Source organism: Croceicoccus sp. BE223, from assembly GCF_031457155.1.
Lineage (GTDB): Bacteria > Pseudomonadota > Alphaproteobacteria > Sphingomonadales > Sphingomonadaceae > Croceicoccus.
In genome coordinates this window covers 496,061-512,054 of the sequence record NZ_JAVDWB010000002.1, presented here as the reverse complement: position 1 = coordinate 512,054, position 15,994 = coordinate 496,061, and the positions used below count along the sequence as shown (strand labels likewise).

Annotated in this window: 18 protein-coding genes; 14 read left to right on the top strand and 4 right to left on the bottom strand. The window is 68.5% G+C overall.

Translation table 11 applies throughout. From position 1 onward, the window contains the following. Window positions 1-65: 65 nt before the first annotated feature. Window positions 66-1,658: a helicase HerA-like domain-containing protein gene (locus tag J2X37_RS06440; protein ID WP_310019075.1), complete on the bottom strand. Its 1,593-nt coding sequence runs from the start codon at window positions 1,656-1,658 to the stop codon at window positions 66-68. A 104-nt stretch (window positions 1,659-1,762) separates the two neighbouring features. Between J2X37_RS06440 and pabB the strand changes: the two genes are divergently transcribed. Genes pabB through arfB form a run of 4 tightly spaced genes read left to right on the top strand, consistent with a single transcriptional unit; the run spans window position 1,763 to window position 5,969 of the window. Continuing rightward, the gene (gene pabB, locus J2X37_RS06435; protein WP_310019073.1) at window positions 1,763-3,574 is read left to right on the top strand and encodes an aminodeoxychorismate synthase component I; all 1,812 of its coding nucleotides are present in this window, start codon (window positions 1,763-1,765) and stop codon (window positions 3,572-3,574) included. Between the two features lie 9 nt (window positions 3,575-3,583). Beyond that, complete coding sequence (locus tag J2X37_RS06430) at window positions 3,584-4,807, top strand: pyridoxal phosphate-dependent aminotransferase (protein WP_310019070.1); 1,224 nt, start codon at window positions 3,584-3,586, stop codon at window positions 4,805-4,807. Further along, window positions 4,804-5,538, top strand: coding sequence for an RNA pseudouridine synthase (locus tag J2X37_RS06425; protein ID WP_310019068.1), 735 nt, complete (start codon window positions 4,804-4,806; stop codon window positions 5,536-5,538). The genes J2X37_RS06430 and J2X37_RS06425 overlap by 4 nt, the downstream gene beginning before the upstream one ends. An 8-nt stretch (window positions 5,539-5,546) precedes the next feature. Further along, entirely contained in the window at window positions 5,547-5,969 is a 423-nt protein-coding gene (gene arfB / locus J2X37_RS06420) for an alternative ribosome rescue aminoacyl-tRNA hydrolase ArfB (RefSeq protein ID WP_310019066.1), read from the top strand. A gap of 32 nt (window positions 5,970-6,001) precedes the next feature. Here the strand turns inward: arfB and J2X37_RS06415 are convergent, their stop codons facing one another. Continuing rightward, on the bottom strand, window positions 6,002-6,424 hold the full coding sequence (locus tag J2X37_RS06415; RefSeq protein ID WP_310019062.1) for an EthD domain-containing protein: 423 nt from the start codon (window positions 6,422-6,424) through the stop codon (window positions 6,002-6,004). Window positions 6,425-6,549: 125 nt separating this feature from the next. Here J2X37_RS06415 and J2X37_RS06410 point away from each other — a divergent pair, with 125 nt between their 5' ends. Next, complete coding sequence (locus J2X37_RS06410; protein ID WP_310019060.1) at window positions 6,550-6,768, top strand: hypothetical protein; 219 nt, start codon at window positions 6,550-6,552, stop codon at window positions 6,766-6,768. A 48-nt stretch (window positions 6,769-6,816) separates the two neighbouring features. On the opposite strand, the gene J2X37_RS06405 is transcribed toward J2X37_RS06410, so the two are convergent. Together J2X37_RS06405 and J2X37_RS06400 are read right to left on the bottom strand one after the other, a co-directional pair. After that, window positions 6,817-6,996, bottom strand: coding sequence for a hypothetical protein (locus J2X37_RS06405; RefSeq protein ID WP_310019058.1), 180 nt, complete (start codon window positions 6,994-6,996; stop codon window positions 6,817-6,819). Then, complete coding sequence (locus J2X37_RS06400; protein WP_310019055.1) at window positions 6,993-7,301, bottom strand: hypothetical protein; 309 nt, start codon at window positions 7,299-7,301, stop codon at window positions 6,993-6,995. Before J2X37_RS06400 ends, J2X37_RS06405 begins: the two co-directional genes overlap by 4 nt. A gap of 121 nt (window positions 7,302-7,422) precedes the next feature. On the opposite strand from J2X37_RS06400, the gene J2X37_RS06395 reads away from it, so the two are divergent. The 9 genes from J2X37_RS06395 (at window position 7,423) to ruvA (ending at window position 15,993) form a co-directional block, all read left to right on the top strand. Then, window positions 7,423-8,448 carry a metalloregulator ArsR/SmtB family transcription factor gene (locus J2X37_RS06395; protein WP_310019053.1) on the top strand — a complete coding sequence of 342 codons (1,026 nt, stop codon included), beginning with the start codon at window positions 7,423-7,425 and terminating at the stop codon, window positions 8,446-8,448. Then, a complete protein-coding gene (gene metF / locus J2X37_RS06390) occupies window positions 8,445-9,365 on the top strand; it encodes a methylenetetrahydrofolate reductase (protein WP_310019051.1) in 921 nt (306 codons plus the stop codon). Before J2X37_RS06395 ends, metF begins: the two co-directional genes overlap by 4 nt. Then, window positions 9,362-10,423 (top strand): homocysteine S-methyltransferase family protein, encoded by a 1,062-nt coding sequence (locus J2X37_RS06385; RefSeq protein ID WP_310019049.1) that lies wholly within the window; start codon window positions 9,362-9,364, stop codon window positions 10,421-10,423. Before metF ends, J2X37_RS06385 begins: the two co-directional genes overlap by 4 nt. Then, window positions 10,423-13,059, top strand: coding sequence for a methionine synthase (gene metH, locus J2X37_RS06380; protein WP_310019046.1), 2,637 nt, complete (start codon window positions 10,423-10,425; stop codon window positions 13,057-13,059). Before J2X37_RS06385 ends, metH begins: the two co-directional genes overlap by 1 nt. 78 nt (window positions 13,060-13,137) lie before the next feature. Further along, a complete protein-coding gene (locus J2X37_RS06375) occupies window positions 13,138-13,881 on the top strand; it encodes a YebC/PmpR family DNA-binding transcriptional regulator (RefSeq protein WP_310019044.1) in 744 nt (247 codons plus the stop codon). A 24-nt stretch (window positions 13,882-13,905) separates the two neighbouring features. Further along, a complete protein-coding gene (locus tag J2X37_RS06370; protein WP_310019042.1) occupies window positions 13,906-14,259 on the top strand; it encodes a DUF3147 family protein in 354 nt (117 codons plus the stop codon). Between the two features lie 38 nt (window positions 14,260-14,297). Continuing rightward, window positions 14,298-14,774, top strand: a complete 477-nt coding sequence (gene ruvC, locus J2X37_RS06365; RefSeq protein WP_310019040.1) for a crossover junction endodeoxyribonuclease RuvC — start codon at window positions 14,298-14,300, stop codon at window positions 14,772-14,774. Then, window positions 14,764-15,282, top strand: coding sequence for a nucleoside deaminase (locus tag J2X37_RS06360; RefSeq protein WP_310019038.1), 519 nt, complete (start codon window positions 14,764-14,766; stop codon window positions 15,280-15,282). The genes ruvC and J2X37_RS06360 overlap by 11 nt, the downstream gene beginning before the upstream one ends. Window positions 15,283-15,381: 99 nt before the next feature. Then, window positions 15,382-15,993 carry a Holliday junction branch migration protein RuvA gene (gene ruvA / locus J2X37_RS06355; RefSeq protein WP_310019034.1) on the top strand — a complete coding sequence of 204 codons (612 nt, stop codon included), beginning with the start codon at window positions 15,382-15,384 and terminating at the stop codon, window positions 15,991-15,993. Window position 15,994 lies beyond the last annotated feature (1 nt).

Genomic DNA, 15,994 nt, shown 5'->3' with positions numbered 1-15,994 from the left:
GCTTGAGGGACCAAACCAAAGAGCATCCCGCGCCCGGCGCTTGAGGGGCCAAACTAAAAAATCCCCTACCTCATCAACCCGCCGATGAGGTTCCTCACGAAGCGCCCGACCAGTTGCCCGCCGATGCCGGTGGCGATGGTGCCTGCGGCCGCCGTCGCGGCGGTCTTGGCCGGGTTGGCGCTCGACTTGCGGCCGGTGACCTTGGCGGCGATCACCGCGGCCGCCGAACTCGCCGCCGCCCCTGCCGCCGCCTTGCCCGCCTTTTCCCACATCGAGGTGGTCTTGCGGGGGCGCTTCGCCACCTCTTCCCGGCTGCTCTGCGCGACCTCCTCGGCGGTGGCGGCGGCGTCCGCGGCCTTGGCCAGCAGCACGTCCTCGGCGCTCTCGCGGTCGACCGCCTGGTCATACTTGCCTTCGACCGGGCTGATCGAGCGGATGATCGCGCGCTCCTTGTCGGTCACCGGGCCCAGCCGGCTGCGCGGCGGCTTGATCAGCGTGCGCTGGACGATGGAGGGCGAACCGTCCTCCATCAGCGTGGAAACCAGCGCCTCGCCCACCTTCAGTTCGGTGATCGCCTGCGCCACGTCGAGCTTCGGATTGATGCGGAAGGTTTCCGCCGCCGCCCGGATCGCCTTCTGGTCGCGCGGGGTAAAGGCCCGCAGCGCGTGCTGCACCCGGTTGCCGAGCTGGCCGGCCACCTCCTCGGGAATGTCGATCGGGTTCTGCGTCACGAAATAGACGCCGACGCCCTTCGATCGGATCAGGCGGACGACCTGCTCGATCTTTTCCTGCAGGGCGCGGGGCGCGTCGTCGAACAGCAGGTGCGCCTCGTCGAAGAAGAAGACCAGCTTCGGCTTTTCCGGGTCGCCCACTTCGGGCAGCGTCTCGAACAGTTCGGACAGCAGCCACAGCAGGAAGGTGGCGTAGAGCTTCGGGCTGCGCATCAGCTTGTCGGCGGCGAGAATGTTGACGTAGCCGCGGCCCTGGTCGTCGATGCCCAGGAAATCGTCGATCTCCAGCGCCGGTTCGCCGAAGAAGCGGTCTCCGCCCTGCGCGCGCAAGGTGAGCAGCGCGCGCTGGATGGTGCCGACGCTGGCCTTGGTGACGTTGCCGTAGCGGGTCGACAGTTCCGGCGCGTTGTCCGCCGTGTGCGCCAGCATCGCCTGAAGGTCGTCGAGGTCGAGCAGCAGCAACCCCTGTTCGTCCGCCCAGTGGAACGCGATGTTGAGCACGCCTTCCTGCGTCTCGTTCAGATCGAGCAGGCGCGACAGCAGCAGCGGCCCCATTTCCGAAACGGTGGTGCGGATCGGGTGGCCCTGTTCGCCGTAAAGATCCCAGAAGATCGCCGGATTATCGGAATAGGCATAGTCGTCGATGCCCAGTTCCCTGGCCCGCGATTCCAGCTTGTCGGCATGCTTGAACGTCGGCGATCCCGCCATCGCGATACCCGACAGGTCGCCCTTCACATCGGCGACGAAGACCGGCACGCCGTCTGCCGAAAAGCTTTCGGCGATGCCCTGCAGCGTCACCGTCTTGCCGGTGCCGGTCGCGCCCGCGATCAGCCCGTGGCGGTTCGCGCGCGACAGGTTGAGCCATTGCCGTTCGCCGTTGTCGGCAAGGCCGAGGAAGATCGCCGTCTCGCTGCTGCCATCACTCACGCCGGAAATCCCCCACTGGTTGCGCCCGGGATTTGGACCGCTGGCCGCATCGCGGTCAAGTTCGGCTTGCGGCCCATGCGCCGTGCCGCCATCTAGGCGCGGCCATGCGCCCGCCCGATCTCTCCACGCCCTTCGTCCTGCTCGACGATGCGCGCGACCCGGCGCATGCCGCACAGGCCCCGGCACGGCTTTACCGCGGCCCGGTCGGGCTGTTCCGCGCGGCGCGCGGCGAAGAGGTGGAGCGGACGCTGGCGGAGGCCGGCGCGGCGGCGGAACGCGGGCTGCATGTTGCGGGCTACATCGCCTACGAGGCGGGGCTGGCGCTGGAGCCGCGGCTGGCGGCCCTGCCGCGCGCCGCGGGCAACGGGCGGCCGCTGGTCTGGCTCGCCGCGTTCGAGGGCCACGAAACCATGGCGGCAGAGGATGTGGCCGACTGGCTGGCCGGGCAGGCCAGCCTGGCCGCTGGTCCACCGCTCCTCTCCCCGCTGCGCCCGGCGATCGAGCGGGCCGGATACGACGCCGGTTTCGCCCGCATCCGCGAGGCGATCGCGGCGGGCGACATCTACCAGGCCAACCTGACCTTCCCCCTCACCGGGCGCTGGGCGGGCGATCCGCTGGCGATCTATGCCCGGCTGCGGGCGCGGGCGGCGGCGGGATACGCCGCGCTGGTCTTCGACGGTGAGCGGCACCATCTTTCGCTCTCGCCCGAACTGTTCTTTGCCCTGAAGGACGGCGACGTCACGCTGAAGCCGATGAAGGGCACCCGCCCGCGCGGCAGCGATGCCGCCGCCGATGAAGCGCTGGCCGGGGAACTCGCCGCCAGCGAGAAGGACCGGGCCGAAAACCTGATGATCACCGACCTGATGCGCAACGACGTGTCGCGCCTTGCCGTGCCGGGCAGCGTGACGGTGCGCGACGCCTTCCGGGTCGAAACTTATCCCACCGTCCACCAGATGACCTCCACCGTGCGCGCCCGGCTGCGCGACGGGGCGGGCGCGCTGGACCTGCTGCGGGCGATCTTTCCCTGCGGCTCGATCACCGGCGCGCCGAAGATCCGGGCGATGGAGCTGATCGACGCGATCGAGGATAACCCGCGCAATCTCTATTGCGGGGCGATCGGGCGGGTTGACCCGGGCGGCGATGCTGCGTTCAATGTCGCGATCCGCACGCTGACGCTCGATGCCGGCGGCGCGGCGACGATGGGGGTGGGAAGCGGCCTGGTGATCGATTCGCGGGTCGACGACGAATGGGCCGAGTGCCTGGTGAAGGGGAGCTTCGTGGCGGCGGCACGGCCGGACCTGCGACTTATCGAGACGATGGCCTTCGACCCGATGGTCGGCGTGCCGCTGATCGAGCTGCACCTGAAACGGCTGAAGGTCAGCGCCGCGGCGCTGGGCTTCGCGGTCGATCGCCATGCGCTTCGCAACCACATCCAGGCGTTCTGCTTCCTGAATCGCGAGCCGCGGCGGCTGCGCGTGCTGGTCGATTTCGACGGCAACTGGGACATCGAGGGCAGCGACCTGCCCGCGCCGGTGGAGGGCGCGGTTCCCGTCACGCTCCATCCCTTGCCCGTCGCGCCCGACGACTGGCGGCTGCGCTACAAGACGAGCGACCGCGCCTTCTACGACACCGCCCGCGAGGAAGCCGTCCGCTGCGGCGCGACCGAAGCGGTGCTGGTGCGCGAGGACGGCTTCGTCACCGAGGGCAGCTTCACCAACATTTTCGTCGAACGCGACGGCATGCTGCTGACCCCGCCTGCCGAACGCGGGCTGCTGCCGGGCGTGCTGCGCGCCTCCCTGATCGAGCAGGGCCGCGCGGTGGAAGCGGACCTGACCGCGGCGGACCTTGCGCGCGGCTTCTGGATCGGCAATGCGCTGCGCGGGCTGATGCCGGCCCGGCTGATCGACCAGGACTGACCCCCGCAAATGACCGCCCCGCATCCTTTCGCCCCGCGAATTTCCGGCGCGCTTAAGCGGATCGCGCCGTCGCAGACGACGGCGATGACCGACCGCGCGACGCAGCTTCGCGCCGAGGGGCGGGACATCATCTCGCTGTCGGTGGGAGAGCCGGATTTCGATACCCCGGCCCATGTCGTCGCCGCGATGAAGGATGCGCTGGACGCCGGGCAGACCCGCTATACCCCCGTCGGCGGCACCGCGGCGATGAAGCGCGCCGCCGCGCTGCACTTCGCGCGCGACCTCGCCTTGGATGTGCCGGTATCGCAAATCACCGTCAGCGCCGGTGGCAAGCAGGCGATCTTCCACGCGCTGCTCGCCACGGTGAACCCCGGCGACGAGGTGGTGATCCCCGCGCCGTGGTGGGTCTCCTATCCCGAGATCGTGCGCTTTGCGGGCGGCGAGGTCGTGCCGCTGCCGACCCGGCCCGAACACGATTTCCGCTTCACCGCGGGCCAGCTGGAGGCGGCGATCACCCCGCGCACCCGCTGGCTGCTGCTGAACAGTCCGGGCAATCCGACCGGCGCGGTGTTCCCGGCGGCAGACCTGCTGGCCATCGGCGACGTGCTCGATCGCCACCCGCAGGTCATGGTGATGAGCGACGATATCTACGCGCCGCTGATCTACACCGGAGAGCGTCACGCGACGCTCGCCGCGCTGCGCCCCGATCTGGCGGACCGGGTGCTGACGGTGTCGGGCGTGTCGAAAAGCCACGCGATGACCGGCCTTCGCATCGGTGTCGCCACCGGGCCCGAATGGCTGGTCCGCGCGATGGAAAAGCTGCAGTCGCATTCGAGCGGCAACCCCGCCTCGATCAGCCAGGCCGGCGCCGTCGCCGCCTTCGAGGGGCCGCAGGATTTCCTCGCCGACTGGCGCGAGACCTTCCGCCGCCGCCGCGATCTCGTCGTGGCGCGGGTCAATGCCATCCCCGGCCTGTCGACCCCGTTGCCGCAAGGCGCGTTCTATTGCTTCGTCGATGCCGACCCGCTGATCGGCGGGGCGATCGCGGACGACGCCGCGCTGGCGTTGCACCTGCTCGAGCACGGGGTGGCGGTGGTCGCCGCCTCGGCCTTTGGCGGCGATCATTGCGGCTTGGCCGGTTTCCGCATCAGCTTCGCCGCGAGCGAGGCGACGCTGAACGAGGCGCTGGACAGGATCGAACGGGCGGTCGGCGCCCTGGAGAAGACACGATGAGCATCCCGGTCCTCTACGAAGACGGCGAGGCTCTGGTCATCGACAAGCCGGCGGGCCTGTCCATCGACCGGCCGCGCGCCGGGGGCCGCAGCCTCGAGGATCATCTCGACAAATTGCGGTTCGGCTTTCAGCGCGCGCCCGCGCCGGTCCACCGGCTCGACACCGACACCTCCGGCTGCCTGCTGCTGGCCCGCAACCCCAAGGCGCTGAAGCGGTTCAACAAGGCGTTCGAGGATCGGCTGGTCGAGAAGGTCTATTTCGGCGTGCTCGCCGGGACGGTGATCGAGGACGAGGGCGAGATCGCGCTGTCGCTGGCCAAGATCAGCAGCAAGGAGGGCGGCTGGCGAATGATCGCGGCGAAGAAGGGCAAGCCCTCGCTCACCCGCTGGCGCAAGCTCGAGGAACGCGACGGGACGACCCTGATCGAGTTCCGCCCGGAAACCGGCCGCACGCACCAGATCCGCATCCACGCGCTGGCCGGACTGGGCGCGCCGCTGCTCGGCGATCCGGTCTATGGCAGCGGGCCGAAATCCGGTAAAGGCGGCGCGGCGCGCACGATGCTCCACGCCAGCAGCCTCGTCGTCCAGCGCGAGGGCAAGACGCCGATCGCGGCGAGCGCGCCCTTTCCCGCCGATTTCGCGCGGCTGGGCTTTGCCGCGCCCGAACCGCTGTTCGCGGCGACGGTGGACGAGCCGGAGGCCGATCCCTTCTTCGACGATCCCGATGGCTGACCAACCGGGTGGCTGAGGAGCCGGATCCGCTGGTCGCCCGCGCCCATGCGCTGGCCGAGGAGCGGTTCGTCACCGCCTCCGGCCCGGGCGGGCAGAACGTCAACAAGGTGGCGACCGCGGTGCAGCTGCGCGTCAACATCTATCGGCTCGGCCTCACCCCGCCGGTGTTCCACCGCCTCAAGGCGCTGGCGGGCAGCCGCGTTTCGGCGAGCGGCGATCTCATCATCGATGCGCGCCGGTTCCGCACGCAGGAACAGAACCGCGCCGATGCCCGCGCGCGGCTGGCGGCGCTGCTGGTCGACGCGCAGGTCGAGCCGAAGAAGCGGGCGAAGAGCCGCGTCAACCGCGTCGGCAAGGCCGAGCGGCTGAAGGTCAAGAAGTCGCGCGGCCAGGTCAAGGCCGGGCGCGGCAAGGTGACCGGCTGGGACTGAGCGCAAGCCGGGCCGGACCCGACCCGCTCGCGTTATCCGGGGATCGGCGTTTCGCAGTCCTCGATCACGAAGAAGCGGACCGAATCGCGGTCGATGAACCGTTCCTCGTCCTCCACCAGGATCGGCGAGCGTTCGGGGTCCTGGATATAGGCCATGCCGCGCTCGAAGTCGGCGCGGTCGTCGAAGCCGAACTCGGTGATCACGTCGCAGGGGATGTCCGGCATCGAGGCCGCGTCGGGATAGGGAGCGGCGTAGTGGCGAACGTATCGCTTGAGGTTCGGCACCATCCGCATCGCGAGCGGGGCATGGCTTTCCTCGTAGTGACGACGGAAATCCTCGATGCTCATTCCGCGCTTGCGCTTGATCAAAATCAGGACCTTGAACACCGGCTCTCTCCTCGTCAGCGGCGCGCGCTTCGCGGCTTGGTTGGCCGCATCGACCACGTATCGTCGCACCCGTTCACGTTGTCGAACGACCTGTAAAAATTCCGCTTACCGCAGGCGCGCTCTACGAAATCGACATCGGCAGCGACGCTTCGGCTTGGCTGGCGCGCGAGGTCCACTCCATCGGCGCGCATGACGTGACGTTCCTCAATAACCCAAACCTCAGGAATAGCGCACAATACCTGGTCGACGCTTCGGCGAACGTGAAGTTCAACCGCACGACCGTCAGCCTGTTCGGCAAGAACCTGAACAACGAGAGGGACGGGACGATCGGCTACGATGTGCAGGGGGTGTGGAGCTACGCCTCGCCCCGCCTGCGGCGGACCTGGGGCAACACCATCACCCAGGAGCTTTGAAAGACGGGGCAGGCGCAAGGCGCGGCGCGGCGGGCAGCCGCGCCGCGCCTAGTCGGCGCTCGTGCTCTCGCTCTCGCTCGAACCGGGCTCGGGCGGCAGCATTTCCGCCGCGTCGGACAGGACCTGCGCCTCGTCCACGACCGGTGGGGCAGGGTCGGCCGCTTCCCCGCCGCAGCCCGCCAGCGCGGTGAGCGCGGCCAAGGCCATGGCGGGGAGCGCGAGCCTCATTCGCTGGCCGCGTCGGTGTTCATCGCCGCTTCGAGATCGGCGGCGGCATCGGCGGCGGCATCGGCGGCGGCATCGGCGGGCGCTTCGGTCGCCGCGTCGCTGGCGGTGGCGTCGTCGGTCACCGTCTCGTCGATCGCCGGATCGGCATCCATGCCCGGCTGGGTCATCACTTCATCGGCGGGCATTTCGACCGTGTCGGCCTCTGCCGGGGCGTCGGGATCGTCGGTCGAACCGCAGGCGGCGATCGCGAGCGAGAGGGCCAGCGGCGCGACGACGGCCAGCGAGCGGAGAGCAGTCTTCTTCATGGAGCGGACCTTTTCGATGGGGTAAAGTTTCGCGGCCCTGCCTAGTCGAAGGCCGCGCGCACGGCAATCGCAGGGGCGGCGTTGCAAACATATAAAGGTTTCTTTATATGCGTGCGCCACGATGACCGTTCACGACCTCACCAGCGCTCTCGACGATCCGACGCGGCTCAGGCTGCTGCGGCTGTTGGCGCGCATGGAACTGGCCGTGGGCGAACTCGCCGAAGTGCTGGACCAGAGCCAGCCGCGCATTTCCCGCCATGTCCGCATCCTGACCGAGGCGGGACTTGTGGAAAAGCGCAAGGAAGGCAGCTGGGTCTTCCTGCGCGCCGCGGAGCAAGGCGGCATGGCCGCCGCCGCCGAAGCCCTGCTCGCCACCGCCGAGGACGAGGACGCCGAATTTGCCGCGACGTGCGAGGCGGACCGCGCGCGGCTTGCCGCGATCCGCGCCGCGCGAGAGGAAATCGCGGGCAAGTATTTCGCCCGCCATGCCGAGGAATGGGACGCGCTGCGCAGCCTGCACAGTCCCGACGGCGCGGTGGAGGCCGAACTGACCCGCCTGCTTGGCATCGAGGCGGGGGCCGATGCGCGGCTGGGCCGTATGCTCGACATCGGCACCGGCACGGGCCGCATCGCCGAACTCTACGCGCCGAGCGCCGATCACGTCTCCGCGATCGACAAGAGCCCGGAAATGCTGCGCATCGCCCGCGCCCGGTTGCAGCATCTCCCCCCGGCCCGGCTTTCGCTGCTGCAGGGCGATTTCCTCGACCTGCCGTTCGCCGACGAAAGCTTCGACACGGTGATGTTCCACCAGGTGCTGCACTATGCCCAGGCGCCCGAACGCGCGCTGGCCGAAGCGGCGCGGGTGACCCGGCCCGGCGGCCGCATCGCCATCGTCGATTTCGCCGCCCATGCGCGCGAAGACCTGCGCGACGAGCAGGCGCACGCCCGTCTCGGTTTCACCGATGCGCAGATGCAGGCGCTGCTGACCGGTGCGGGCTTCGCGCCGATCGCCGACAGCGCGCTGGCCGGATCGGAACTGACCGTCCGCATCTGGATCGGCCGCCGCGCCGCTTCGCTTCATGCCCTTTCGTCCCGCCCGGCAACGCCCGGCCGGGGCCAGGATCTCCAGAGAAAAGCCAGCCGATGACCTTCCGTCTCAACCAGGCCGCCGCTCCGGCGGGGGTGCCGCTGTTCGCCGATCTGCCGGGCGACGTGAACGTCAGCTTCGAATTCTTTCCGCCCAAGAGCGAGAAGATGGAAGAGCAGCTGTGGGACGCGGTGACCAGGCTTGCTCCGCTGCGGCCCGAATTCGTTTCGGTCACCTACGGCGCGGGCGGATCGACTCGCGAGCGCACGCACGCCACCGTCGCGCGCATCATCGCCGAGGCGAAGCTGCCCGCCGCCGCGCACCTCACCTGTGTCGAGGCGAGCAGGGACGAGATCCGCGCCGTCGCCGAACAGTACTGGGAAGCGGGCGTGCGCCACATCGTCGCCCTGCGCGGCGATCCGACGACCCCGGGCGGCCGGTTCGAGGCGCATCCCGACGGCTACGCCAGCGCCGCCGATCTCGTCGCCGGACTGAAGGCCATCGCCCCGTTCGAGATCAGCGTCGCCGCCTATCCCGAAACCCACCCCGAGGCGTTGAGCGCGGACAGCGATGTCGACAACCTGAAGCGCAAGTTCGACGCGGGCGCGGACCGGGCGATCACCCAGTTCTTCTTCAGCCCCGAATGCTTCTTCGAATTCCGCGACAAGCTGGCGGCGGCGGGGATCGACCGGCCCATCCTGCCGGGCATCCTGCCCGTGTCCAACGTCGCGCAGACGCGCAAGATGGCAGCGATGTGCGGCGCGCGCATCCCTGACTGGATGGACCGCCTGTTCGAAGGGCTGGACGAACGCCCCGGCGCGCGCAAGCTCGTCGCCGCGACGATCGCCGCCGAATTCTGCCGCGCGCTTTACGCGGGCGGGGTGCGCGACTTCCACTTCTACACGCTCAACCGCGCGGACTTGTCCTACGCGATCTGCCACCTCCTCGGCCTGCGCCCGAGCGGAGACGAAGCATGACCCTCATTTCCAGCAAGGCCCGCGCCCTTTTCGAAGCCGCGGCGAAGGAGCGCATCCTCATCACCGACGGGGCCTTCGGCACGCAGATCCAGACCAAGGGCCTGGTCGAGGCGGACTATGCGGGCGACCTTGGCCTGTCGCACGACCAGAAGGGCAACAATGACATCCTCGCCCTGACCCGCCCGGACGTGCCCGAAGCGATCCACCGCGCCTATTTCGAGGCGGGCGCCGACATTGCCGAGACCAATACCTTCTCCGCCAACCGCATCAGCCAGGCCGATTACGGCGCGGAGCACCTGGTCGAGGCGATCAACGTGGAAAGCGCGAAGCTCGCCCGCCGCGTCGCCGACGAGTTCACCGCAAGGGATGGCAAGCCCCGCTTCGTCGCGGGCGCGATCGGACCCACCAACAAGACGCTGTCGCTGTCGCCCGACGTCAACGATCCGGGCTACCGCGAGATCGATTTCGATTTCCTGACGCAGGTCTATCTCGAACAGGCCGAGGCGCTGGTCGCGGGCGGGGCGGATTTCATCCTGATCGAGACGGTGTTCGACACGCTCAACGCCAAGGCGGGCATCATGGCGGTGCGCCAGCTTGAACAGAAGCTGGGCCGCGAAGTGCCGATCATGCTGTCGATGACGCTGACCGACCTGTCGGGCCGCAACCTGTCGGGCCACACGGTGGAGGCGTTCTGGTACGCGGTGCGCCACGCGCGGCCGCTGACCGTCGGGCTCAACTGCTCGTTCGGCGCGACGCAGCTGCGCCCGCACGTCAAGACGCTGAGCCAGATCGCCGATACCTACATCATGATCTATCCCAACGCCGGTTTGCCCAACGAACTGGGCGAATACGACGAGATGCCCGAAACGACCGCCGGCTTCGTCGGCGAATGGGCCATCGCGGGGCAGGTCAACGTGCTGGGCGGCTGCTGCGGCTCCAGCCCCGACCACATCGCGGCGATGGCGCGCAAGGTGGCAGGACTCGCCCCGCGCGCCTTGCCCGACCTTGAAACCAGGACCCGGCTCGCCGGTCTCGAACCCTTTATCATGGCTGCCTGATGGACAATCCCAACGCCTCCTCGCGCTTCGTCAACATCGGCGAGCGGACCAACGTCACCGGCTCGGCCCGGTTCAAGAAACTGGTCATGGCGGGCGACTACCCGGCCGCGGTCGAAGTCGCGCGCCAGCAGGTGGAGAACGGCGCGCAGGTCATCGACGTCAACATGGACGAAGGCCTGCTCGACGCGGTCGAGGCCATGACCACCTTCCTGAAACTGATCGCCGCCGAACCCGACATCGCGCGGGTGCCGGTGATGATCGACAGTTCCAAGTGGGAGGTGATCGAGGCGGGCCTGAAGTGCGTGTCGGGCAAGCCCATCGTCAACTCGATCAGCATGAAGGAAGGCGAAGCGCCGTTCTTCGCCCAGGCACGCAAGTGCATGGATTACGGCGCGGCGGTTGTCGTCATGGCGTTCGACGAGACGGGGCAGGCCGACACGAAGCAGCGCAAGGTCGAGATCTGCAAGCGGGCCTACGACCTCCTCCTCGGCATCGGCTTTCCGGCCGAGGACATCATCTTCGACCCCAACGTCTTTGCCGTGGCGACGGGGATCGAGGAGCACGATCGATACGCGCTCGACTTCATCGAGGCGGTGGCGGAACTGCGGCAACTCTGCCCCCACGCGCACTATTCGGGCGGCCTGTCCAACCTGTCGTTCAGCTTCCGCGGCAACGAGACGGTGCGCCGCGCGATGCACTCGGTGTTCCTCTACCACGCGATTCCGGCGGGGCTGGACATGGCGATCGTCAACGCGGGCCAGCTCGACGTCTACGACCAGATCGAACCGAAGCTGCGCGAGGCGTGCGAGGACGTGATCCTCATGCGCCGCCCCCTCGCGGGCAGCGCAGGCCAGTCTGCGACCGAGCGTCTGATCGAACTCGCCGAAAGCTACAAGGGCGTCTCGGTCGAGGCGGAGAAGCAGGCGGCGGAGTGGCGCTCCTACCCCGTGGCGAAGCGGCTGGAGCATGCGTTGGTCAAGGGTATCGACGCCCACATCGTCGAGGATACCGAGGAAATGCGCGCCGCCACCGCGGAAGCGGGGGGCAGGCCGATCGAGGTGATCGAAGGCCCGCTGATGGACGGCATGAACGTCGTCGGCGACCTGTTCGGCAGCGGCAAGATGTTTCTGCCGCAAGTGGTGAAATCCGCCCGCGTGATGAAGAAGGCGGTCGCCCACCTCATCCCCTATATCGAGGCGGAGAAGCAGCCCGGCGCCAAGGCCAAGGGCCGCATCATCATGGCAACGGTGAAGGGCGACGTTCACGACATCGGCAAGAACATCGTCGGCGTGGTGCTACAGTGCAACGGCTACGAGGTGATCGACCTCGGCGTCATGGTGCCGTGGCAGACGATCCTCGATGCCGCGAACGAGAACGATGCCGACATCATCGGTCTGTCGGGCCTGATCACGCCCTCGCTGGACGAGATGGTGACCGTGGGCGAGGAGATGCAGCGCGCCGGGATGTCGATCCCGCTGCTGATCGGCGGCGCGACGACGAGCAAGGTGCACACCGCGCTGCGCATCGATCCGGCCTACGAAGGCCCGGTGATCCACGTTCTCGACGCCAGCCGCGCGGTCGGCGTCGCCTCGCAGCTCCTGTCCGACACCCAGCGCGACGGTTTCGTCGATGCGACCGCGCAGGATTACGAAAAGGTGCGCATCGCGCGGGCCAACAAGGGGCAGAGCGAGTTGCTAACGCTGGCCGAGGCGCGCGAAAACGGCTTTGCCGCCGACATGGCGCTGAAGGCTCCGGCGCCGGCGCAGCCCGGCGTGCATGTCTTCGACAGCTGGGACCTCGCCGACCTGGTCGACGCCTTCGACTGGACGCCGTTCTTCCGCGCGTGGGAACTGGCGGGCAACTTCCCGGCGATCCTCGAAGACGAGGTGGTCGGCGAATCCGCGCGCAGCCTCTACGCCGATGCGCGGGCGATGCTCGACACCATCGTGCGCGAGAAATGGCTCACCGCGCGCGGCGTGGCGGGCTTCTGGCCCTGCCGCCGCGATGGCGACGATGTTGTCCTGGACGCAGGGGCATCCGGGGAGACGCGCCTGCCGTTCCTGAGGCAACAGGTCAAAAAAAGCCGTGACCGTGCCAATTTCTGCCTCGCCGACTTCATCGACCCGGCGGGCGACTGGCTGGGCGGCTTCGCGGTCTCGATCCACGGCATCGAGCCGCACATCGAGCGGTTCAAGGCCGCGCACGACGATTATTCCGACATCCTCCTGAAGGCGCTGGCCGACCGGTTCGCCGAGGCGTTTGCCGAACGCTTGCACCAGCATGTCCGTACGAACCTGTGGGGTTATGCAGCTGGCGAACAATTGACCAACGAGGCGCTGATCCGCGAAGAATACCGCGGCATCCGCCCTGCGCCCGGCTACCCGGCCTGCCCCGACCATTCGCTGAAGCCGATCCTGTTCGACCTGCTCGATGCCGAGAAGGCCACGGGCGCGACGCTGACCGAAAGCTTTGCCATGCTGCCCACCGCGGCGGTGAGCGGGTTCTACTTCGCCCATCCCGAAAGCCAGTATTTCGGCGTCGCCCGGGTCGGGCGCGACCAGCTCGAGGACTATGCGGCGCGGCGCGGAGTAGACCTGCCGACGGCGGAACGCTTGCTGCGCCCGAACTTGGACTGACGTGTTGCCGAACCCCGCGCGCCGGGTGTAAGGGCGCGGCCAAGCCAGACTGGATGAAATAGACGAGGATCAGCGGCAATGGCCGGCCATTCCAAATTCAAGAACATCATGCATCGCAAGGGCGCGCAGGACAAGAAGCGCTCGGCCATGTTCAGCAAGCTCAGCCGCGAGATCACCGTGGCCGCCAAGATGGGCGCGCCCGATCCCGACATGAACCCGCGCCTGCGCCTGGCGATCAACAACGCCAAGGCGCAGTCGATGCCCAAAGACAACATCCAGCGCGCCATCGACAAGGCCGCCGCAGCCGGCGGCGAGGATTACGAGGAAGTCCGCTACGAAGGATACGGCCCGGGCGGCGTCGCGCTGATCGTCGAGGCGCTGACCGACAACCGCAACCGCACCGCGACCAACGTGCGCACCGCGTTCAGCAAGAACGGCGGCAACCTCGGCGCATCGGGCGCGGTCAGCCATGGTTTCGAGCGGCTGGGCATGATCGAATACGCTGCCGCTATCGGCGACGAGGACAAGGTCCTCGAGGCCGCGATCGAGGCGGGGGCCGACGATGTCGAATCGAGCGAGGACGGCCACATCGTCTGGACCCAGATGGACGCGCTGCACGAAGTCGCCACCGCGCTCGAGACGTCGCTGGGCGAGCCGGAAGGCGTCAAGCTCGCGTGGAAGCCCAACATCACCGTCGACCTCGACGAATCGAACGCGCAGACCCTGCTCAAGCTGGTCGACACGCTGGAAGACGACGACGACGTGCAGACCGTGTGGGGCAACTACGAGGTGTCCGACGAGGTCATGGAAAAGCTGGGCTGATCGATTGGCGGGGGCGGCGCGGCGATGATCTGGGGATGGCTCGCGAAGGCGCTGCTGGCCGGTGCGATGATCGCGGCCATTGCCGAACTGGGTCGACGCCTGCCGACGGTAGCGGCACTGGTCGCCTCGCTGCCGCTGGTCTCGGTGCTGGGCATGGTGTTCCTGTGGCACGCGCGCCCCGATGCGGAGAACATGGCCCGGCATAGCGAGGCGACGTTCTGGTATGTCCTGCCCTCGCTGCCGATGTTCCTCGCCATTCCGTGGCTGCTGCGCCACGGCGTTTCCTTCTGGGCCGCGCTGGCGGCGGGATGCGCGCTGACGGTGGTGCTCTACGGCCTGATGCGGCTGGTCGCGCCGAAACTGGGCCTGCCGATCTGATGGCCGCACGATGATCGTCCCTGCATGATCGCACGGCCATGATCGTATTGGGCCTCGACCCGTCGCTGACCTGCACCGGATGGGGCCTTGTCCGCGTCGATGGGCCGCGCCTGTCGCACATCGCCAACGGGCAGATCGCGACCGATACGAAGTCCGATCTCGCCACCCGGCTCCACCACCTGCACGACGCGGTCTTCGCGGTACTGGGCGCCTATCATCCCGATGTCGCCGCGATCGAGGAAGTCTTCGTCAACAAGAACCCGCAGTCGACGCTGAAGCTCGCCCACGCGCGGGGCGCGGTGCTGGCGGCCTGCGGGCGCGCGTCGCTGCCGGTGCACGAACACGCGACCCGGCTGGTCAAGAAATGCATCGTCGGCACGGGCGCTGCCGACAAGACGCAGGTCCAGGCGATGCTCAAGGTGCTGCTGCCCTTGGCCAAGGTCAGCGGTGCCGATGCCGCCGATGCGCTTGCGGTGGCCATCGCCCATGCCCATCTCGCCCCCCATGGCCACTGAAACGACCGACACGCCGGACACCGACGATGCCGCATGGATGGCGCTCGCGATAGAGCACGCCATCGCCGAGAAGGGCACCGATCCGGCCGATACGCCGATCGCCGCGCTGGTGGTGAAGGACGGCAAGCTGGTCGCCAAGGGCGTCAATCACACTGCCGAATGCTGCGACCCCACCGCCCATGCCGAGATCGTCACCCTGCGCGCGGCGGGCGCGGCGCTGGGCGAGATGCGGTTTCCGGGCGCGACGCTCTATTCCACGCTCCAGCCCTGCGGCATGTGCACGATGGCCTCGATCTGGGCCGGGGTGTCGCGGGTCGTCTATGGCGCGGGGCGCGACGATGTTCACGCGATGTATTTCGAGGACCGGCACCTCTCCACGCTCGACTTCATCGCCGACGCCTACAAGGACGATCTGACGCTGGTGGGCGGGGTCCGCGCCGACGAATGCGCGCCGCTCTATTTCCGCCCGTGGGACGACGTGCCCGAGGACCTGCAGGCCAACGACTGAATACGCCCACGACCGGACAGGGCGCGGGGCGGGCAGGGCGCGGGGGATAGTGTCGCCGGCTGCGTTTGCGCGCCGGCGAGGGTGCGCTAGCGTCGCGCGATGATCGCCAAACTTTCCGGCAGGCTGGACGAAAGCGGGCTCGACTGGGCCGTCATCGACGTCGGCGGCGTCGGCTACCTTGTCCATTGCAGCGCGCGCACGCTGACCGCGCTGGGCAACCGGGGGGAGGCCTGCACCGTCTATACCGACCTGCAGGTGAGCGAGAACGACATGCGCCTGATCGGTTTCGCCAGCGGGGCGGAGCGCGACTGGTTCCGCCTGCTGACGCAAGTGCAGGGCGTGGGCAGCAAGGTCGCGCTGGCGATCCTGTCGGCGCTGTCGACCGAGGAACTGCGCCGCGCCTGCGCCGGGGGCGATGCCCGGATGGTGGCGCGGGCCAATGGCGTCGGGCCGAAACTGGCCGCGCGCATCGTCAACGAGCTGAAGGACAAGGCCGGCGGCTTTGCCGAGGCTGTTGGCGGCATCGGCGGGGGCGACATGGTCGTTCATCCGGCGGGCAGCGCCAGCGCCGACGCCGTCTCCGCGCTGGAGAACCTGGGTTTCAAGCCGGGCGTCGCCGCCGCGGCGGTCGCCCATGCCGAAGCCGAGTTGGGCGAGGATGCCGGGCTCAAGGACCTCGTCCGCGTCGCCCTGAAGAAGGCCGCGGGTTAAC